Genomic DNA, 20,680 nt, shown 5'->3' on the forward strand with positions numbered 1-20,680 from the left:
TCCTATAAATAAAAAAGGAGAATGTCAGGACGATACGTCCCGAAATCTCCTTTTTCTATATAATATAATTGTTATTACATATGATTTTTTAGAGCTATGTCCCTTCGCTGAAAGCTCCAAATGGGGTAAGTATTAAATCTACTTTAAAATTGTTGGAAAATAAAATAGACAATTGCAACTGTACCAATTGCAGGTAGCAAATTTCCGATGCGTATTTGCATGAGCTTTAAAACATTCAAGCCGATTGCTACGATTAAAAGCCCTCCAACAGCTGTTAACTCAACAATAAAACCGTTTAGCACTGCTTCCGGTATCCATTTTTCTATTTGCGTACCTAATAAAGCAATACTCCCTTGATATAGCACTACCGGTATTGCAGATAAAATTACCCCGAAACCTAGCGTTGTAGTTAAGACAAGTGCCGTAAACCCATCTATTATTGCTTTCGTAATTAACACTTGATGATCGCCACGAACACCACTATCAAGTGCACCTATTACAGCCATCGCTCCTATCACAAAAATTAATGAGGCTGTGACGAAGCCTTGTGCTAAGCTTTGTTCACTCCCTTTTGTTGTGAACTTGCTACCTATCCACATGCCGAGACGATTCAGAAACTCCTCTACTTGCAATAACTCCCCGATAACAGCACCTGTTAATAAGCTTATTAACACAATTAATATCGATTCGGTAGTAAATGCCATCTGTAACCCGATTAAAATGACCGCTAAGCCAATTCCATGCATAACCGTTTCTTTGTATTTATGAGGGATTTTTGTGAAAAACAAACCGAGCACACTTCCGACAATTATACATGCTCCGTTAATTAATGTACCTAGTAAAACCATATGCGTCTACTCCATTGTTATGTCATAATTTTTTGTAAGCTGCTGTAATTTCCTCGACTGCCTGCAAAAACAAATCGACTTCTGCTTCTGTATTATAGATACCTACACTGGCACGTACGACGCCTTGTTTCATCGTATTTAACGATGTATGTTCCATTGGATTGCAATGTAAGCCACCACGTACAGCAATATTATAATTCGAATCCAGTATCATAGCAATTTCTTGTGAAGGTATTTGTAACACGTTAAAAGCAGCGATCGGCATCCGCTCCTCGGAAAGCTTAGGTCCGTAGCATGTTACACCTAATAGGTTTTCCAAACCGCTTACGAGTCGCTTTATTAATATTGTTTCACGTGAAACATTTTGTTTTTTTCGTTGTTCATACAGTCGGAGAGCGGCATGCAGCCCTGCAATACCTGGCGTGTTTAGTGTCCCGCTTTCCAATTTTTGTGGCCACATTTGTGGTTGGTATTGTGATTCAGAGTATATTCCTGTCCCCCCATGATGTAGCGGGAGTAAATCTACTTCTCCTTCAACGAGCAGCATGCCTACTCCTTGAGGTCCTAAAAGTCCTTTATGTGCGGGAAATACGAGCAAGTCAATTCCTAACGCTTGCATGGATATGTTCATATGCCCTGCCGTTTGTGACGCATCAACTAAAGAAAGCACATCGTTTGAATTGGTAATTTCAAGCATTTCTTTTAATGGCAGGATGGCACCCGTCACATTTGAACTATGCGACATAGCTACCAGTTTTGTTTTATCATTTATATTGTTTTCAACTTTGTATAAAAAATCAGATTTATTTCCAGTCCAGTCGATATAAATTACTTCTACTCCATACGCATCGGTTACAAATTGTAAAGGTCTTCTTAATGCATTATGTTCAATAGAGCTTGCAATTATACGATCTCCTCTTTCCCAACGCAATCCTTTTATCGCCTGATTTAGAGCAACCGTTGCATTTTGATAAAACAAGCATTGTTTTGGGTTTGAACAGTCAAATAATCGCGCTGCTAATGACCTCGTCTCAGTTATGACACGATCGGCCTGCATTGAAAGCTTATGCCCTCCCCTGCCTGGGTTTGCACCATATACTGTTACACTTTCCATCATTGCTTGAACAACTTCATCTGGCTTAGGAAAAGAAGATGCTGCTTGATCAAAATAAATCAAAAGACCCCTCCTCATATGTTTCTTTTCTCTGAGCAAGCGGAGTACAGTACATTGTTAATTACACCGTATAATTATAAGTGTTTGTATAAAAATATATTGATCAAAACCCCGTTCAGATTGAGCTACGTATTTGTGGGTGTTATTTTAAGAAGTTAAAAAATCTCTCTTTGTATTCGTTAATATTAGTATTGATTCCTACCACCGACCGCAGTAGATATACACTAGCTTTCCGTGGGCACGGCCTCAGCCTCCTCTAGAAATTCAACGGTGTTATTCATGTGTATAACGTTCGAAGTAAAATTGATCACATATTATCTAGTTAAATTCGTGCATCTGTTTCCCCACAAACATTTTACTCATACCCCCGTTCACGAACAGATAGACTTCCAATTGAAAAAACTGACTATTTAGATTAGACATCTTCAATAGTCAGTTTTAGCACAGTTCATGGACGTTCCAATACTTGAATGATGCGATCAAGATCTTCATCTGTATAAAATTCGATTTCTATTTTCCCTTTTTTCTTGCCACGATGGATGTTAACGCCTGTTCCTAACCTTTCTCTTAGAGCTGTTTCTCTTTCAGTTAGAAAAACATCCTTTTTGACTGGTTTTGGCTTCCGTCTTTGCTTATCGTTTAAGTCATCAATTAATTTCTCAACTTGACGTACGTTAAGCTTTTCTTTAATGATTTTCTTAACGACCGGGCTCATTAAACTCTTATCCTTTAGGGCTAATAACGTCCGTCCATGCCCCATTGAAAGCTCTCCGTTATTAATATGAGCAATAACTTGTTCCGGCAATGTTAGTAGTCGGGTCATATTCGCAATGTGTGATCGGCTTTTCCCAAGGCGTTTCGACAACTCTTCTTGGGTTACTTTTAATTCATTCATTAAATTAGAGTACGCTTGTGCTTCTTCAATCGGTGATAAATCCTCTCGTTGAAGATTTTCTAATAAAGCCAATTCCATCATTTTGCTGTCCGTTAATTCTTTTACTACGACAGGAACCTTGTCCAGTCCAGCTTCCTTTGCAGCTCGGAACCGTCTTTCCCCTACTACTATTTCGTATCCTTTAATACTTTTTCGGACAATTAATGGCTGTATAATACCATATTCCAAAATGGACTCTTTCAGTTCTTCAATTGCATCTGCGTGAAAGGTTTTTCTCGGCTGATATGGGTTTGGTCTACATTCTGCTATTGGTACTTCTTGAATCCGTTCATCATTCGTTTCTTCTATGTCAGGAAAAAGAGCATTAATACCTTTACCTAACCTTCTCGCCACTATTCATCACTTCCTTTGCTAATTCAAGATAAACTTCTGCACCTCTTGATTTTGGATCATATGCAGTTATCGGTTTGCCATGACTCGGAGCTTCACCAAGTCGAATGTTTCGCGGAATAATTGATTGATATACTTTATCTTGAAAGTATTTCTTTACTTCATCAATTACTTGGATCCCTAAATTTGTCCGAGCGTCAAGCATTGTTAGTAAGACGCCTTCTATCATTAGCTGTTTGTTTAAGTGTTTTTGGACGAGTCGGATTGTATTTAGCAGCTGACTAAGCCCTTCTAGTGCATAATATTCGCATTGCACAGGTATAAGCACGCTATCGGCAGATGTTAATGCATTAATCGTAAGTAAGCCTAGAGACGGTGGACAATCGATTAAAATATAATCGTACGTTGATTTTAAGTCTGTTAAAGACTTTTTTAATCGAATTTCCCGTGAAATTGTTGGTACTAATTCTATCTCTGCACCTGCTAATTGAATTGTAGCTGGTATTATATCCAAATTCGAAATAATAGTCGGCACACATACTTCCTGTGCGGGTAAATCTTCTACTAATACGTTATAAATACACTTATCCATATCTGCTTTATTAATTCCTACACCACTTGTAGCATTCCCTTGTGGATCAATATCAACAATCAATACCCGATTACCGAGTTGTGCGAGTGAAGCACCTAAATTGACCGTTGAAGTAGTTTTTCCTACTCCACCTTTTTGGTTTGCCACAGCTATGATCTTTCCCATTGTTTCACCTACCCAAAATATGATTCTGTAGCATTTATTTAAAATACAATTTATCGTGGATTATCTAATATATCTATTTTAGCATTTTTTTACGTAAAAAACGTGTTTAATAGATTTTGTTGAAAAAACGTAATCTCGTCAACTATTGTTTAGTTTGCTTTCGTATAAATACGTTCACTACCAAAACTAGGACGATTTATTACTGCTCCTATCGATTTTTACCAACTTTCAAAGATTCACAGCATCCTTTACGACTATAAACTGATTAAAATTACCCATCTTTAGTACGTAAAGATGGGCTTCATTTTTTAACTCAATCGCAATATCGTTTATCGCTCACGTATTAAGCTTATTGAGACAATCTCATTTAATCTTGTATGTTACATTTGCTATAAATAATAGCAATATTATCGTTCTCTCATCTCGCACGTCTTCCTAAAAGAAATCGAGAAAGTACGTTTATTGCTTTTTTTGTATTTTAATTGTTATCTCGTAATAATCATCATGCTCTTGCTCATTGGACTCGACATTTACACCTGTGTCGGAAACCATATGCAACGATTGACGAATCGTATTCATCGCTATACGTATGTCTTTGTTCACACCTTTTAGACGCGGTCTTTTCTTCTTCTTTTCATCTTTATCCGTAAAAAGTGTTTCTATCCTTTTCTCTGTTTGACTCACATTTAAGTCATCAGCTAGTATTTCATTTAAAATAGCAATTTGCTTAGGAGCATCTTTTATTTTAATTAAAGCTCGAGCGTGACGCTCTGTTATTTTTTTATTTAATAATGCGTCTTGCACTTCTTGAGGGAGCTTTAAAAGTCGAAGTTTATTCGCGATTGTCGATTGACTTTTCCCTAACCGTTGCGCTAATGCTTCTTGGGTTAGAGAATGGAGCTGTAACAACTGGTCATACGCAGTTGCTTCCTCAATGACGGTCAATTCTTCTCTCTGCAAATTTTCAATTAATGCTACCGATGCTGTTTCCGTATCGGTCATATTTCGTATAATCGCAGGTACCTCGTCCCATTCCAAAGATTGTACAGCTCTTAATCTTCTTTCTCCTGCAATTAACTCATACGTATCTCCATCCATTTTCCGCACAACAATCGGCTGAATCATTCCATGTGTATGAATCGTCTGTGCCAGCTCTTTTATTTTCTCTTCATTAAAAAGAGACCGTGGCTGAAAACGGTTCGGAACAATGTTCTTCACCACAAGCTGCACTACTTCATCAGGCGTGAAACTCTCCTCGTTAGTCACTGTATCGTCCGATTTATCACCAGATCCTGTGCCAAATATTCGGTTGATAGAATTTAACATATAAGATACACCACCTATAAACTCCATTTTACCTATAACGTAACGTCTTTAAATAAAAACGATTTACCGTTCCAATATGGGGAAACCGAAAATCAATTGTTTCACGTGAAACAATTGATTTTGCACTTTATCTGTCGTCAGACAACAATATCCCAATACAAGTAGCGCCTGTCTGTAAGCATCATTGTTTACACTAATATGTTTAAACTAATAATAGATATCGAAACACGATCTACTACATTAGCAAACGATATGTACAGCAAGAATAATAGCTAATATTGACGCATTTATATTTATATTACCATAAAAAATGATTAAAAAGTAAATATACGTACACATTCTTAAATAATTGGACTTCTATTCGGCAAACCTGGTTTACGTGGATACTTCTTCGGTGTTTTTTTACATTTTTTTACAAATACAATCGTTCGTTCACTGTTTTCTACTGGCAAATGAAACGTTTCTATTTTCTCTTTTTCTCCACCTAGTAAACGAATGGCCTTCGCTGCTTCTAAGTATTCTGCTTCTGTTTGTGCGCTTTTCATAGCAATAAATACACCGTTTGGTTTTACTAAAGGTAAGCATAACTCACTTAATACAGTCATGCGGGCAACAGCCCGAGCCATGACAATATCAAATTTTTCTCTAAATTGAACGTTTTGTCCAAATGTCTCTGCACGGTCATGGTAAAAAGAAACGTGATCTATATTTAACTCGTTTTGTAAGTGGTGTAAAAATCCAATTCGTTTTTTTAATGAATCCACTATCGATACGTGTAAGTTTGGAAAACAAATTTTGAGCGGTATGCTCGGAAATCCTGCTCCTGCACCAACATCACAAATATGGAGTTTCTTTGAAAAATCAAAATAAAAAGCCGATGATATAGAGTCGTAAAAGTGTTTTAAATAAACTTCTTCCTTCGCAACGATCGAGGTTAAGTTCATTTTTTCATTCCATTCGACCAAAACTTTATAATAGGTTTCGAATTGGTTCCTTTGTTGCTCATTTAGATTTATTCCTTTTAATTCTAACGCTTTTACAAACTGCTCTACATTCATCGACTTATCTCCTATCAAAACTAATTTAATTCGCTTGCTTAGCTACATTCCCTTGTTCAATATAAACAGCAAGAATTGATACATCGGCAGGGGTTACCCCAGAAATTCTAGAAGCTTGGCCGATGGACAATGGTTGTACGCTTTTTAATTTTTCTTTTGCTTCAGATGCCAATCCATGAATTGCATCGTAGTCAATTTTTTCTGGAATTCGTTTGTCTTCCATTTTTTGCATCCGTTTCACTTGATCGTTTGCCTTTTTAATATACCCTTCATATTTAACTTGTATTTCTACTTGTTCTTTAGTTTCAGCTGGCAAATCAACGGTTGTTTCAAGCAATTGCTCAAGTAACTCATAGTTAATTTCTGGACGCTTTAACAAATCGTACGCTTTAACAGCTTCTTTTAAAGGTTGTTTATCCGCTTCTTTCAAAAGACGTTGTATGTCCTCAGTCGGTTTAATTACCGTTGCAGCAAGACGTTTTTTTTCTGCTTCGATCGATTGCTTTTTTTCGACAAATTTTTTGTAACGTGCTTCTGAAATTAATCCTAGCTCATATCCTAATTCCGTTAAACGAATATCCGCATTGTCATGACGAAGTAATAAGCGGTATTCTGCACGTGATGTTAAGAGACGATACGGCTCTCGTGTCCCTTTTGTCACTAAGTCATCAATTAACACACCAATATATGCTTGTGATCGATCCAGTACAAACGGTTCTTTTCCTAATGTTTTTGCTGCGGCATTTATACCTGCCATAATTCCTTGTCCGGCCGCTTCTTCATAACCAGATGTTCCGTTTATTTGTCCAGCTGTAAATAAACCTGGAAGGTGCTTCGACTCCAATGTCGGCCACAGCTGTGTTGGAATAACAGCATCATACTCAATTGCGTAGCCTGGACGCATAATTTGAGCATTTTCTAATCCGTCAATTGATTTTATTAATTTTTCTTGGATAAACTCCGGTAATGATGTCGATAAACCTTGGACATATACTTCTTCTGTATTGCGCCCTTCCGGCTCTAAAAATATTTGATGACGTGGCTTATCATTAAACCGGACAATTTTATCTTCAATTGATGGGCAATAGCGTGGACCTGTTCCTCGCTTCATTCCTGAATACATCGCTGATAATCCTAAGTTTTCATTAATAACTTCGTGTGTAAATTCATTTGTATACGTTAACCAGCATGGAATTTGATCTGTTATAAACTGAGTTGTTTCATAAGAAAATCCTTGGGCTTTTTCATCACCTGGTTGGATTTCTGTTTTTGAATAATCAATCGATTGATTATGAATCCGTGGAGGTGTACCTGTTTTAAACCGTGTCAAATCAAAGCCAAGTTTTTCTAGATTTTCCGATAGCTTGACAGAAACGCGTTGGTTGTTCGGGCCACTCTCATACTCTAAATCACCAATTAAGACTTTTCCACGCATAAACGTTCCTGTCGTTATAATAACAGAATCCGCATAAAACGCTGCATTTGTTTCTGTTATTACTCCTTTACAAACACCGTCCTCAACAATCAATTCATTTACCATTGCTTGTTTCAATGTTAGGTTTTCTTGTGCTTCAATTTCTTTTTTCATTTCTTGAATATAGAGCGGTTTATCCGCTTGCGCACGCAATGCACGAACAGCAGGTCCTTTGCCTGTATTTAGCATACGCATTTGGATATATGTTTTATCAATAACCTTCCCCATAACGCCACCGAGCGCGTCAATTTCTCGGATGACGATTCCTTTAGCCGGCCCCCCAAGTGATGGATTGCAAGGCATAAAAGCGATCATATCTAAATTCAATGTGAGCATTAAGGTGTTTGCACCCATACGGGCAGCAGCAATTCCTGCTTCACAGCCAGCGTGTCCAGCACCAATTACAATTACATCATATTTGCCAGCGTTGTACGTCATGTTTTCATCCCTTTCCTTTATTAGTATCCAAATTATCGTGCTTGCTTATTAATTTGCTGCAAACGTAAGCAATGAGGAAGTGTGCAGCTCTTCACTTGCCCGCATTAAAAATTTGATTGTATACGTTCTACCCTGTGTAAAACAATTGCATTATTTTCCTAAACAAAATTGCGAAAACAATTGATCAATTAAAGCGTCACTTGCCGTATCGCCTATTATTTCTCCTAAAAATTCCCACGTACGAGTTACATCAATCTGAACGATGTCCAGTGGCATACCTAGCTCTAAGCCTTGCATTGCATCTGCAAGTGCTTGTTTTGCCTGCTTTAATAATTGAATATGTCGTACGTTCGATACATACGTTAAATCCCCTGCATCAATGGCTCCAGCAAAAAATATAGTAGATATCGCTGTTTCTAGCTTATCAATCCCTTCCTCATGAAGAACGGAAGCAGTAATAATTGGATTGTTTCCAGCTAGCTCGCTTACTTTATTAAGGTCTAATCGCTTGTCTAAATCCGTTTTATTAACGATAACGATAAACGTTAATCCGCGAATCGCTTTAAATATAGCAAAATCATCTTCTGTTAATGTTTCGTTGTAATTCAGCATGAAAAGAATCAAATCCGAATCCTGTAAAACTTCACGAGAACGTTCTACTCCTATTCTTTCCACAATATCTTCTGTTTCTCGAATTCCTGCAGTATCAACTAAACGTAATGGAACGCCACGAATATTTACATATTCTTCGATAATATCACGAGTAGTTCCAGGAACGTCTGTTACGATTGCTTTGTTTTCTTGTACAAATGCGTTCATTAACGAAGACTTACCGACATTCGGGCGACCGATTATAGCTGTTTTAATTCCTTCTCGCAAAATTTTCCCTTGCTCTGCCACTTGCAAAATACGTTCAATTTCTGCAAAAACTTCCTTCGTTTTCACTTCCATTAATTCATGTGACATCTCTTCAACATCATCATATTCTGGGTAATCAATATTCACTTCAACATGAGCTACCGTTTCTAGTAATGTTTGTCGCAAGCTTTGAATTAAACGAGAGAGACGTCCATCCATTTGATGCAGCGCTACTTGCATCGCTTTATTTGTTTTTGCACGAATGATATCCATAACTGCCTCTGCTTGGGACAAATCGATTCGACCGTTTAAAAAAGCCCGCTTCGTGAATTCGCCGGGCTCTGCCAACCGAGCGCCTTGTTGCAAAACGATTTCCAATACACGATTGACAGCAACAAGCCCACCATGGCAATTAATTTCAACAACATCTTCTCTCGTAAAGGTCTTTGGTGCTTTCATGACGGATACCATTACTTCTTCTGCAGCATGATTTGTAGAAGGATCAATAATTTTCCCATAATGGATTGTATGAGAGGGCACTTTTGCTAAATTTTTCCCTTTAAAAAGACGTGCGGCAATCGATACGGCTTCCTCCCCACTTAGGCGAACAATACCAATTGCTCCTTCTCCTATAGGTGTCGATATTGCAGCAATCGTATCCATATCCATTCCCTTCACCTCCTCTATTTTATTTATAAAAAAATATATTATATTCACTCATAATTTTTCTATCCACTAACAAACTAGATTACCATAAAAATTTAAAAAAATAAAGTTATCCACAATACAATTCATTTAAAAATAATTCGTATAATCAGAGCCAATTATCCACATGTGAATAATTGGCTCTGATCCGGAAATATACTCCACTTTCCAAAAGCGGTCATAAGGCCTCCTTCACGTATAGACTCACCTTTTAGAGCACACCGTGAGTTCGTTAAATAGCAATAAAAAAAACCTTGGTTTCCCAAGGTTGTATTACTTACTTTTAAGATGGTTTTATAACAATGTGACGATGCGGCTCTCTGCCATCTGAATACGTAGAGACTGTCGCATTTCCTTGCAATGCGTTATGAATGATCTTTCTTTCAAATGCAGGCATCGGTTCCAACGCAACTTTTTTATTTAATCGAGCTGCTTTATCTGCCATTTTTAATGCAAGTGTCTCTAACGTCTCTTTTCTGCGTTGACGATAGCCTTCTGCATCTAACGTCACTGTATAGAATTGCTTCGTGTTTTTATTTAATACTAAATGAACCAAATATTGTAGCGCATTTAACGTTTGACCTCGTTTACCAATTAATAGTGCAATTTTTTCACCACTTAATTCAAACGTAACATGAGTATTAGCAACAGTCGTTTTTATTTCTACTTTGGCGCCCATATTATTCGTTACATTTGCAATAAATGCTTCTGTTTCCGCAATATTATTTTTGGCAAGCTTCACTTTAACGACCGCTCGAGATCCAAACAAGCCTAAAAATCCCTTCTTACCTTCATCAATTACTTCAATTTCTACTTGGTCCCTCGTTGTGTTTAACTGCTCTAATGCTGATTGGACCGCTTCTTCTAACGTCTGTCCACTAGCAGTTATTTCTCTCACTTTTTGTCTCCTCCTGTATGAGCATCCTTCATCATCGGTTTTCGAATTAATAACGTTTGTCCAACCATAAATATATTACCTACAACCCAATATAAAGCTAAAGCTGCAGGGAAGAAAAATGCAAAAACAGTAATCATTATCGGCATAATATAAAGCATTGCCACCATTTGAGGATTTTGAGCAGCTGGACTGCCAGCCATCATAAGCTTTTGTTGGAAAAATGTTGCCGCTCCAGCAATAACTGGTAAAATATAGTCCGGTGAATCTAGAGCAAACCATAAGAAGGTATGGCCTGTAATCTCATCTGTACGCATTATCGCATGGTACATTGCTATTAAGATCGGCATTTGTACAAAAATAGGTAGACAGCCTGCAAGCGGATTAACGCCATGCTTCTGAAATAGAGCCATCGTCTCCTGCTGTAATTTTTGCTGTGTATTCGCATCTTTTGAGCTATATTTCTTTTGAATTTCTTTTAATTCTGGTTGAATGTCCTGCATTGCTTTTGAACTTTTTAATTGCTTAATATTCAATGGCAATAGCAATAAACGCGCCATTATTGTTACAACAACAATAGACAAGCCATAATCATCATTAAATAATTCCGCAAAATACATAATTACTTGAGACAACGGATAGACAAACCATTCATTCCAAATCCCTGTACTTTCACTATTAATCGGTTCATTTATGTCCATACATCCGGAGAGCAAGACAAGTAAACCAATTAAGGTCAAAATAAAAAAGACCTTTTTACGCAAACCATTTCCTCCTAACATTGGCAACATTTTACCATCGTATCTTTAACATATATGTAAAATGGTTAATCATTAAATAGACGTGTTTTATATAATAAATGGGCAAGACTCTTTTTTATTTGATGGAAATCCATATGTACTGTAGGCTGTCGAGCAATGATTACGATATTCACAGTCGGTTTTATTTTATCTTCTAACTCTAAAAAAGCTTGTCGCAAATATCGTTTAATTTGATTACGAGTTACTGCATTTCCAAGCTTTTTACCTACAGATAGCCCAATACGAAAATGATGCTGCGCATTGTTTTCCACAAAATATATAACGAGCTGCCGATTAGCAAACGAATTGCCTTCCTGCATAACATACTGAAATTCTTCGTTACGTTTGATCCGATACGCTTTCTTCATAACTATCACCAACAATTTCCAATTAACGTGCCTGTTCTACGCTCATTAGCTATACTCTTTATTTTACCCTTTATTCTACGTTTATAAGCGCATGGAACAAGAAAATAAAAAGTGGAAAAAGACCACTGATAAAACAATTCAGTGGCCTATGCTGATAATACTTTTCTACCCTTGCGACGACGACGTGCTAAAACTTTACGTCCGTTTTTCGTACTCATGCGAGAGCGAAAACCATGTACTTTTTTTCTTTTACGATTATTCGGTTGAAATGTTCTTTTCATTAATCTGCACCTCCCGAGGATTAAAACTTAGAAAAAGCAGCTAATCATGTATTTGTCCACTTGGATGTACTCCCAAGTAATCAAGTATGCAGAAGGAAAGAAATCTCCCTAAGCTACGCACGTTACCTTTTAATTTAAGCCTTTTCTATATCATATTATACTTTATCTATAAAATAAAATATAAATTGCTGAAAAACATTCTTGCTAATTATACGTAAAATACATAGCAACTGTCAACTCTCATTTTAAAAGCTTGCTACTTAAACAGCCCCGATACGTAATAAAACGCTCTTTTATAGAGTAATGTTTACCTGTTTATTTTATCATTCTCTATTTTTAGCGAACGACTCGAACAAGTCGAATGTAAAAAAAGCATTGATCGTACTGCTCCTCTAGTACTAATCTCAAAAATTAGCCTTCTCTAATGAAGCCGAACTTACCTATATTATTATGCGGGCTTATATACATCCTCTCCAGAAGACAACTATTTTTGTTCAAGAACCAAGCGAATAATTAAAAGCTTTTTTTATGCGATTCGTTCGTTATGACTCATTTTACTATTAAAAAGACGACTATGATTTATGAATTTAACATAGCGTTTCTATCTCTAAGGTACCGTCCCCACTTTTCATACACTTATCAACAACCTATTTATTTTATGCTAAACACAAAAAAATATTCACACTTCTTATCGACAAGTTTTGCACAAAATCATACCGTGTGGACAAAAAATGTCAACAATGAACGGAATATGTGGATAAGTGTAAAAAAACATTGCAATCATACTGTTTATTTGGTACGATTATTATGTTTTAATCTGTTGAAAACTCGTAACCCTCTTCAAATTATCCCCAACCTGTGGATAATTTGTTAGTAATTATTCACTCCTTGTTTACGTTGTTATCCCCAGTATTGTGGATAATGTAAATAACATGTTAAACCCGAGCTGGGTTCCTGTTATTTTTATACACAGATAAAAATTAAAAACTATTACCCTTTTATTTATTATTCGATCAGGTAACATGTAAAGTACTTACTCCTGATTACATATATAAATACCATTACAAATGAACGTGAAATAGCCTTTCCATCTTTCTTGCCTGCATACTGATTTGAAAGATTGAGAGAGGCTTTTTATACCCTTCATTTATTCATTATGATAAAAAGGTGGAATCATCTTGGAAAATGTCGAAGAATTATGGATGGCTGCACTAAAAAAGATAGAAACTAAAATAAGCAAGCCTAGTTTTGAAACATGGCTAAAAAATACGAAGGCATCCGACTTAAACGGAGATACGATTGTTATTCGTGTTCCTAATGAATTTGCCAAAGATTGGCTTGAAGGGCATTATACAGATTTAATTGCAGATATATTGCATGAAATAACAGGTGCCCATCTTAAAGCAAAGTTCATTATTCCAGAATCAGCTGAATTAAGTGCAATAGACGAAACAAAACGAAAGGATAAAGATAAAAAGGCGAAACAAAAAGAACAGACACAGCGAAGTATGCTAAATCCAAAATATACGTTTGATACGTTTGTTATTGGTACAGGAAACCGTTTTGCCCACGCAGCTTCACTTGCTGTTGCAGAAGCTCCAGCGAAATCGTACAACCCATTATTTATTTATGGTGGTGTAGGTTTAGGTAAAACACATTTAATGCATGCAATCGGCCATTATGTACAAGAACATAATCCGCAGGCGAATGTTGTCTATTTATCGTCGGAAAAATTTACAAATGAATTTATTAATTCAATTATGGATAATAAAGCCGGTACATTTCGCAACAAATACCGTAATGTTGATGTATTGCTCGTTGATGATATCCAATTTTTAGCTGGCAAGGAGCAAACACAGGAAGAATTTTTTCATACGTTCAATACGTTGCATGAAGAAAATAAACAAATTATTATTTCCAGTGATCGCCCACCTAAGGAAATACCAACATTAGAGGATCGGTTACGATCACGTTTTGAATGGGGATTAATTACCGACATCACACCACCTGATTTGGAAACTAGAATTGCTATTTTAACAAAAAAGGCGAAAGCTGAAGGATTGGTTGATATACCAAATGAAGTAATGCTCTATATCGCCAATCAAATTGATACGAACATTCGAGAGCTAGAAGGTGCGTTAATTCGTGTTGTTGCTTATTCTTCTTTAATTAATCAAGATATTGACACGTCTCTAGCGGTAGATGCGTTAAAGGATATTATTCCGAATAATAAACCGAAAAAAATAACAGTTGTAGCGATCCAAGAAGTCGTCGGGGAAAAATACGGAGTTAAGCTAGAGGATTTTTTGGCTAAGAAAAGAACGAAATCAATTGCGTTTCCAAGACAAATAGCAATGTATCTTTCCAGAGAGCTTACTGATTTATCATTGCCAAAAATCGGAGAAGAGTTCGGTGGCCGTGATCATACGACTGTAATCCATGCCCATACGAAAATAAGTAAAATGCTCGATAGCGATGAATCATTAGCAGTTGAACTAGAAGAAATTAAAGAAAAACTAAAAAGCTTTTAATTTAGGACCTGTGAATACTGTTGAAAACCACAGCCCGTTATGAACAAGTTATCTACATGTGGAAAACTAGTTCGCAATGCTTGTTCCAGGCGGTTATCCACATATTCACAGCCCTTACTACTATTATTACTATATTATAATAAAATAATATATATAACGATTTTCATATTAAGGAGGAATACATAATGAAATTTAGTATTCAACGATCCGATTTACTAAAAAGCATTCAAGATGTTGTAAAAGCAATCTCAACACGATCGGTTATTCCTATTTTGTCAGGGATGAAAATAGAAGCGAAAAAACAAGGAATTACTTTAACAGGAAGTGATTCGGATATTTCAATTCAATCGTTTATTCCGACAGAGATAGACGGAGAAACAATTGTAGAAAATATTGAAGAGGGGAGTATCGTATTACAAGTCCCTTATTTTCCTGAGATCATCCGTAAATTACCTGATCCACAGGTCGAATTAGAAGTAAATGATCAACTAATTGTAACAATTCGTTCAGGTAAAGCAGTATTTACGTTAAATGGACAGAATAGCGAGGATTACCCACAGCTACCAAAATTCCAAACAGATGAGAGTTTTCAAATGCCATCTGCTTTACTTAAAAACTTAATTAAACAAACAGCTTTTGCTGTATCCTCCATGGAAACACGTCCAATTCTTACTGGAATTAATATGAAGCTCGCAGACAATACGTTAAGCTTTACTGCGACAGACAGTCATCGTCTCGCTTCAAGAACAGCACCTGTTCAAGAAGCAGCAACGGAGTTTTCCAGTATTGTCGTGCCTGGAAAAAGCGTAAATGAATTAAACAAAATTTTACACGATACCGATGAACCAGTAGAAATAAGTATGATGAATAATCAAATATTGTTTCATACGAAAAATGTTTATTTTCTATCCCGTTTATTAGATGGCAACTATCCAGAAACATCCCGTTTGATCCCGAACGAAAGTAAAACACTTATCCATGTACATACGAAAGAATTGTTAAATACTATTGATCGAGCTTCACTTCTTGCAAAAGAAGAAAATAATGTTGTGCAATTGGAAACAAAGGAAAACGCAGTCATCGAAATAACGAGCAATTCGCCGGAAATTGGAAAAGTTTCTGAAGAAATAAAAGTACGTGAAATAGATGGAGAAGATTTAAAAATATCCTTTAGCTCGAAATATATGCTCGATGCACTAAAAGCAGTTGAATGTGAGGAAGTAAAAATTAACTTTACAGGAGCAATGCGACCATTTATTATTACTCCTGCTGAAGAAGATTCTAATGTTCTGCAATTGATCCTTCCTGTTCGCACATTTTAAATCTTTTTCTAATTAAAAATAACGCACTAATTTTAATAACTTAATAACTAGAAAGAGAAGGTAGGATGTTCAATGTAGAAGGACATTCCTTCACTTCTCTTTTTTATATGTTCATGGCGAAATATATCGGCATACGTGCATTTTATAAAAAGCAGTGGCAAATACCTTTCGTAGTTTTAGCTGTTTAACATGTTTAACAGATTTTAAATTTCGTCGATTGAGTCAAGTATTTGTCGGTGTTATTTTAAGAAGTTAAAAAACCTCTCTTTGTATTCGTTAATTTTAGTGTTGATTCCTACCGACCGCAGTAGATATACACGAAGACTCCAGAGGGAACAGCAAGCGTCGACCCCGCAGTAAGTGGTTTTCTTCCGAGGAGGCTGAAGCCGTGCCCGCGGAAAGCATCCACCTGCAGTGAAAATCAACGGTGCTATTCATGTGTATATCGTTCGAAATAAAATTGATCACATATTATCTAGTTAGATTCGTGCATCTGTTCCCCAACAAACATTTTACTCATACAATTTCGTCTTCCCTTTTAAAACTTGAGATTCATTACTCAATTCAACTTTATTTCCCTCACACGTTTAAAATAGGCAGAGCAAAAAACAATTTACAGGCAATTTAAGCGTTTAATTTATAATTAAGGGTATTACCTTCCCTAAACATGAAATCTTTAGTAAAATAGGATAATAAGCGATTTAAGGCATTTATCCGTACGAATAATATTCAAAACATATACTAATGAAAGAAATTTGGTGAGAATGTGGAAAAAATACCGATTCATACCCCGTATATTACATTGAGCCAACTGCTGAAGCTAGCCAACATCTTTGATTCTGGAGGCATGATTAAAGCCTTTTTACAGGATGAGGGTGTATACGTTAATGGAGAGCTGGAGCACCGTCGTGGAAGAAAGCTGTATCCCAATGATGTTGTAGCTGTTGGAGAAGTAGGAAAATTTATCGTTGTACATAAAGAATAAAGGACTTTATTTCTAATTAACCGATGCATAAAGATAGAAGATGCAAAAAAGAGGAATTTGCATGCACATTGATCAATTAAAATTACGGAACTATCGAAATTATGAAAAGCTCGATCTTTCATTCGATGATAAAATTAATGTCATTATTGGTGAAAATGCTCAAGGAAAAACAAACCTAATGGAAGCTATCTATGTTATGGCTTTCACCCGTTCTTATCGGACCCCAAGGGATAATGAACTAATCCAATGGGATAAGGATTTTTGTAAAATTGAAGGCATGATTCATAAAGGCGACCGTTCGTTTCCATTAGAGATGATTTTTCACGATAAAGGTAAAAAAGCAAAGCGAAATCGAATTGAACAAAAACGGCTGAGCGCCTATATTGGTGCATTGAATATCGTCATGTTTGCTCCAGAGGATTTAGCTTTAGTAAAAGGCTCACCTCAGCTACGGCGTCGTTTTATCGATATGGAGCTCGGACAAATTCAACCTGCTTATATTTACCATTTAGGCCAATATCAAAAAATATTGAAACAGCGCAACCATTTATTAAAGCAATTGCAGCGTCAAAAACAGCAGGATATAACAATGCTGCATATTTTAACGGAGCAATTAATTGAACAGGCCGTTACGTTACTGGAGCGTAGGTTTGCCTTTTTACATTTATTACGGAAGTGGGCCTGTCCCATTCATTTACAAATAAGCCGCCAGCTTGAACAGCTTGAAATAAAGTATAAACCGACGATTGAAGTATCAGAAGCTGCAAACAAGGAGAAAATAAATACAGCATATACGAAACGATTCCAGGAAATGCAGCAAAGTGAAATTGATAGAGGAACAACTTTAATCGGCCCTCATCGCGATGACCTTACATTTTTAGTTAATGGAAAAAATGTTAAAACATTCGGTTCACAAGGACAGCAAAGAACGACAGCATTATCGGTTAAGCTTGCGGAAATTGAACTAATAAAAAATGAAATTGGTGAATACCCGGTTCTTTTACTTGATGATGTTTTAAGTGAGTTGGATGACTACAGACAGTCGCATCTTCTAAGTACGATTCAAGGGAAAGTACAAACGTTTGTTTCAACTACAAGTGTCGACGGCATTTACCATGAAACATTGAAAAAAGCAGAATTATTTCATGTTGAAAATGGGATAATTGTGCCGTAATCATTAAAATATGACCAGGAGGGAAACCATGTTCGTCCATATCGGTAATGATTACGTACTCCAATCGAAAGATATTATATCTATTATTGATCGTAATTTGATTCAATCCTCATCCATTATAAAAGAGATGATGCAAGTTGCTAGAGAACGAAGGAAAATTAAAGGCACTAAAAGAGAAGCAAAGTCAATTGTCATTACAGATGACTTTATTTACTACAGTACACTCTCTATTCCGACATTAAAAAAGAGATCGAGCATGATTTCTACAATTAACACGACGGATTATTTTGATTGATACTTGAATACGTATCCGATAGAAGAAAACGATACGAAAGTTCTTACGGTAAGGTTGAAATAAAGCAGCAATCGTTTCTAGGTTGAATTAACGGACTTGAAACTTTTTTAAAACAAACAAGAAAATGAGTTGTAAAAATTTAACTTAAAATAAATTAGTTTTTAAGAAATGTAGGTGGGTTTTTCTTATGGAAGATAAAATTGTAGAACAAACGTATGATGCAGACCAGATTCAAGTGCTAGAAGGACTTGAAGCAGTTAGAAAACGACCAAGCATGTACATCGGATCAACAAATGAAAAAGGACTCCACCATCTCGTTTGGGAAATTACCGATAATAGTATTGATGAAGCTTTGGCAGGGTATTGTGATCATATTCATGTCATCGTGGAGCAGGATAACAGTATTACTGTAAAAGATAATGGGCGCGGGATACCAATTAATACGCATGAAGACTCGGGTAGGCCTGCTGTTGAAGTTATTATGACCGTCTTACATGCAGGTGGTAAATTTGGTGGCGGCGGCTATAAAGTATCTGGTGGGCTGCATGGTGTAGGTGCTTCTGTCGTTAATGCTTTGTCAACGGAATTAGAAGTATTTGTTCATCGCGAAGGGAAAATACACCATTTGTTATTTGAGCGTGGGGTTGTAAAGGGCGATTTAAAAGTAATTGGCGAAACGGATCATACGGGAACCGTTATTCATTTTAAACCAGATCCTGAAATTTTTACCGAAACAACGGTTTTTGACTATGATATTTTAGCGAATCGATTAAGGGAGCTTGCATTTTTAAACAAGCAATTAACGATTACGTTTCAAGATAAACGTACAGATAAAGAGCCAATTGATTATTATTATGAGGGCGGTATTCGCTCTTATGTTGAGTATATGAATCGGACGAAGGATGTATTACACGAACCAATTTATGCAGAAGGAGAAGCGCAAGATATATCCGTAGAAATAGCGATTCAATATAACGATGGCTATGCGAGCAATTTATATTCATTTGCTAATAATATTCATACGTATGAAGGCGGAACACATGAGTCTGGCTTCCGAACTGCGCTAACACGGGTAATTAACGATTATGCAAGAAAGAGCAACTTGTTTAAAGACGATGATCAAAACTTAACAGGTGACGATGTCCGAGAAGGTATGACGGCGATTGTGTCGGTTAAGCATACAGATCCACAATTTGAAGGGCAGACAAAAACAAAGCTCGGTAATAGCGATGCACGTACTGTTACCGACCAAGTATTTAGTGAGGAATTTTCTAAATTTTTACTTGAAAATCCGTCCGTTGGAAAAACAATCGTGGAAAAAGGAATGATGGCTTCTCGTGCTAGAATGGCGGCACGTAAGGCACGTGAATTGACTCGGAGAAAAAGTGCGTTAGAAGTTTCCAATTTACCGGGGAAATTAGCCGATTGTTCCTCAAAGGACGCAGAAATTAGTGAATTGTATATTGTAGAGGGGGATTCGGCTGGGGGCTCAGCAAAGCAAGGACGAGATCGCCATTTCCAAGCAATCTTGCCTTTACGTGGGAAAATATTAAATGTTGAAAAAGCGCGCCTTGACCGAATTTTATCGAACAATGAGGTTCGAATGATGATAACAGCGCTCGGTACAGGGATTGCTGAGGATTTCGATATTACGAAGGCACGATATCATAAAATCGTTATTATGACCGATGCAGATGTTGATGGGGCGCATATTCGAACGTTATTACTTACGTTCTTCTATCGTTATATGAAACCATTAATAGAACATGGTTATGTATATATTGCCCAGCCACCACTTTATAAAATACAGCAAGGAAAAGCTGCACATTACGCTTACGATGAACAAGGGATGGAGGAAATTTTAAATCAGCTTCCAAAATCACCAAAGCCAGGCATTCAGCGCTATAAAGGTCTAGGAGAGATGAATGCAGAGCAATTATGGGAAACAACGATGGATCCTGAAACGAGAACATTGTTGCAAGTAAAATTGAAAGATGCAATTGATGCGGATGAAGTGTTTAATATATTAATGGGCGATAAAGTAGAGCCACGCAGGGACTTTATAGAAGGCAATGCACAGTACGTACAAAACCTTGATGTATAAAT

General features: G+C 36.6%; 18 protein-coding genes. 6 read left to right on the forward strand and 12 right to left on the reverse strand.

What is annotated here, in order from left to right; translation table 11 throughout:
- Positions 1 to 143 precede the first annotated feature (143 nt).
- From ACLIBH_RS08685 to rpmH, 12 genes are all read right to left on the reverse strand, one after another.
- On the reverse strand, positions 144 to 848 hold the full coding sequence (locus ACLIBH_RS08685) for a DUF554 domain-containing protein (RefSeq protein ID WP_439316312.1): 705 nt from the start codon (positions 846 to 848) through the stop codon (positions 144 to 146).
- A gap of 22 nt (positions 849 to 870) precedes the next feature.
- Positions 871 to 2,025 carry an aminotransferase class V-fold PLP-dependent enzyme gene (locus ACLIBH_RS08690; RefSeq protein ID WP_439316313.1) on the reverse strand — a complete coding sequence of 385 codons (1,155 nt, stop codon included), beginning with the start codon at positions 2,023 to 2,025 and terminating at the stop codon, positions 871 to 873.
- Positions 2,026 to 2,470: 445 nt separating this feature from the next.
- Positions 2,471 to 3,310: a ParB/RepB/Spo0J family partition protein gene (locus ACLIBH_RS08695; RefSeq protein WP_439316314.1), complete on the reverse strand. Its 840-nt coding sequence runs from the start codon at positions 3,308 to 3,310 to the stop codon at positions 2,471 to 2,473.
- A complete protein-coding gene (locus ACLIBH_RS08700) occupies positions 3,291 to 4,064 on the reverse strand; it encodes a ParA family protein (protein ID WP_439316315.1) in 774 nt (257 codons plus the stop codon). The genes ACLIBH_RS08695 and ACLIBH_RS08700 overlap by 20 nt, the downstream gene beginning before the upstream one ends.
- A 459-nt stretch (positions 4,065 to 4,523) precedes the next feature.
- Positions 4,524 to 5,390: a nucleoid occlusion protein gene (noc, locus tag ACLIBH_RS08705; protein ID WP_439316316.1), complete on the reverse strand. Its 867-nt coding sequence runs from the start codon at positions 5,388 to 5,390 to the stop codon at positions 4,524 to 4,526.
- Between the two features lie 341 nt (positions 5,391 to 5,731).
- Positions 5,732 to 6,448 (reverse strand): 16S rRNA (guanine(527)-N(7))-methyltransferase RsmG, encoded by a 717-nt coding sequence (rsmG, locus tag ACLIBH_RS08710; protein ID WP_439316317.1) that lies wholly within the window; start codon positions 6,446 to 6,448, stop codon positions 5,732 to 5,734.
- A 25-nt stretch (positions 6,449 to 6,473) separates the two neighbouring features.
- Positions 6,474 to 8,360, reverse strand: a complete 1,887-nt coding sequence (gene mnmG, locus ACLIBH_RS08715) for a tRNA uridine-5-carboxymethylaminomethyl(34) synthesis enzyme MnmG (RefSeq protein WP_439316318.1) — start codon at positions 8,358 to 8,360, stop codon at positions 6,474 to 6,476.
- A 150-nt stretch (positions 8,361 to 8,510) separates the two neighbouring features.
- Entirely contained in the window at positions 8,511 to 9,887 is a 1,377-nt protein-coding gene (gene mnmE / locus ACLIBH_RS08720) for a tRNA uridine-5-carboxymethylaminomethyl(34) synthesis GTPase MnmE (protein ID WP_439316319.1), read from the reverse strand.
- A gap of 319 nt (positions 9,888 to 10,206) precedes the next feature.
- Positions 10,207 to 10,821 (reverse strand): RNA-binding cell elongation regulator Jag/EloR, encoded by a 615-nt coding sequence (jag, locus tag ACLIBH_RS08725; protein ID WP_439316320.1) that lies wholly within the window; start codon positions 10,819 to 10,821, stop codon positions 10,207 to 10,209.
- The gene (gene spoIIIJ / locus ACLIBH_RS08730; protein WP_439316321.1) at positions 10,818 to 11,582 is read right to left on the reverse strand and encodes a YidC family membrane integrase SpoIIIJ; all 765 of its coding nucleotides are present in this window, start codon (positions 11,580 to 11,582) and stop codon (positions 10,818 to 10,820) included. Before spoIIIJ ends, jag begins: the two co-directional genes overlap by 4 nt.
- Before the next feature lie 62 nt (positions 11,583 to 11,644).
- A complete protein-coding gene (gene rnpA / locus ACLIBH_RS08735; protein ID WP_439316322.1) occupies positions 11,645 to 11,986 on the reverse strand; it encodes a ribonuclease P protein component in 342 nt (113 codons plus the stop codon).
- Between the two features lie 146 nt (positions 11,987 to 12,132).
- The gene (rpmH, locus tag ACLIBH_RS08740; protein WP_069717992.1) at positions 12,133 to 12,267 is read right to left on the reverse strand and encodes a 50S ribosomal protein L34; all 135 of its coding nucleotides are present in this window, start codon (positions 12,265 to 12,267) and stop codon (positions 12,133 to 12,135) included.
- Positions 12,268 to 13,445: 1,178 nt separating this feature from the next.
- Between rpmH and dnaA the strand changes: the two genes are divergently transcribed.
- The 6 genes from dnaA to gyrB all read left to right on the forward strand — a co-directional run bounded on the left by dnaA (position 13,446) and on the right by gyrB (position 20,678).
- Positions 13,446 to 14,798: a chromosomal replication initiator protein DnaA gene (dnaA, locus tag ACLIBH_RS08745; protein WP_439316323.1), complete on the forward strand. Its 1,353-nt coding sequence runs from the start codon at positions 13,446 to 13,448 to the stop codon at positions 14,796 to 14,798.
- Positions 14,799 to 14,983: 185 nt separating this feature from the next.
- Positions 14,984 to 16,120: a DNA polymerase III subunit beta gene (dnaN, locus tag ACLIBH_RS08750; protein ID WP_439316324.1), complete on the forward strand. Its 1,137-nt coding sequence runs from the start codon at positions 14,984 to 14,986 to the stop codon at positions 16,118 to 16,120.
- Between the two features lie 766 nt (positions 16,121 to 16,886).
- Positions 16,887 to 17,105: a S4 domain-containing protein YaaA gene (gene yaaA, locus ACLIBH_RS08755; RefSeq protein WP_439316325.1), complete on the forward strand. Its 219-nt coding sequence runs from the start codon at positions 16,887 to 16,889 to the stop codon at positions 17,103 to 17,105.
- A gap of 61 nt (positions 17,106 to 17,166) precedes the next feature.
- Positions 17,167 to 18,279 carry a DNA replication/repair protein RecF gene (gene recF / locus ACLIBH_RS08760; RefSeq protein ID WP_439316326.1) on the forward strand — a complete coding sequence of 371 codons (1,113 nt, stop codon included), beginning with the start codon at positions 17,167 to 17,169 and terminating at the stop codon, positions 18,277 to 18,279.
- 28 nt (positions 18,280 to 18,307) lie between these two features.
- Positions 18,308 to 18,574 (forward strand): extracellular matrix regulator RemB, encoded by a 267-nt coding sequence (gene remB / locus ACLIBH_RS08765; RefSeq protein WP_439316327.1) that lies wholly within the window; start codon positions 18,308 to 18,310, stop codon positions 18,572 to 18,574.
- 187 nt (positions 18,575 to 18,761) lie between these two features.
- Positions 18,762 to 20,678: a DNA topoisomerase (ATP-hydrolyzing) subunit B gene (gene gyrB, locus ACLIBH_RS08770; protein WP_439316328.1), complete on the forward strand. Its 1,917-nt coding sequence runs from the start codon at positions 18,762 to 18,764 to the stop codon at positions 20,676 to 20,678.
- Positions 20,679 to 20,680 lie beyond the last annotated feature (2 nt).

The sequence above is a fragment of the Virgibacillus sp. W0430 genome, assembly GCF_051846935.1.
GTDB lineage: Bacteria > Bacillota > Bacilli > Bacillales > Amphibacillaceae > JBPYCR01.

What these genes read in the sequence shown, in the direction of transcription:
- rpmH (WP_069717992.1), bottom strand. Translation starts at nt 12,267, where the DNA reads ATGAAAAGAACATTTCAACCGAATAATCGTAAAAGAAAAAAAGTACAT.
- rnpA (WP_439316322.1), bottom strand. Translation starts at nt 11,986, where the DNA reads ATGAAGAAAGCGTATCGGATCAAACGTAACGAAGAATTTCAGTATGTT.
- remB (WP_439316327.1), top strand. Translation starts at nt 18,308, where the DNA reads ATGTTCGTCCATATCGGTAATGATTACGTACTCCAATCGAAAGATATT.
- recF (WP_439316326.1), top strand. Translation starts at nt 17,167, where the DNA reads ATGCACATTGATCAATTAAAATTACGGAACTATCGAAATTATGAAAAG.
- ACLIBH_RS08700 (WP_439316315.1), bottom strand. Translation starts at nt 4,064, where the DNA reads ATGGGAAAGATCATAGCTGTGGCAAACCAAAAAGGTGGAGTAGGAAAA.
- dnaN (WP_439316324.1), top strand. Translation starts at nt 14,984, where the DNA reads ATGAAATTTAGTATTCAACGATCCGATTTACTAAAAAGCATTCAAGAT.
- noc (WP_439316316.1), bottom strand. Translation starts at nt 5,390, where the DNA reads ATGTTAAATTCTATCAACCGAATATTTGGCACAGGATCTGGTGATAAA.
- gyrB (WP_439316328.1), top strand. Translation starts at nt 18,762, where the DNA reads ATGGAAGATAAAATTGTAGAACAAACGTATGATGCAGACCAGATTCAA.
- rsmG (WP_439316317.1), bottom strand. Translation starts at nt 6,448, where the DNA reads ATGAATGTAGAGCAGTTTGTAAAAGCGTTAGAATTAAAAGGAATAAAT.
- ACLIBH_RS08685 (WP_439316312.1), bottom strand. Translation starts at nt 848, where the DNA reads ATGGTTTTACTAGGTACATTAATTAACGGAGCATGTATAATTGTCGGA.
- mnmG (WP_439316318.1), bottom strand. Translation starts at nt 8,360, where the DNA reads ATGACGTACAACGCTGGCAAATATGATGTAATTGTAATTGGTGCTGGA.
- mnmE (WP_439316319.1), bottom strand. Translation starts at nt 9,887, where the DNA reads ATGGATATGGATACGATTGCTGCAATATCGACACCTATAGGAGAAGGA.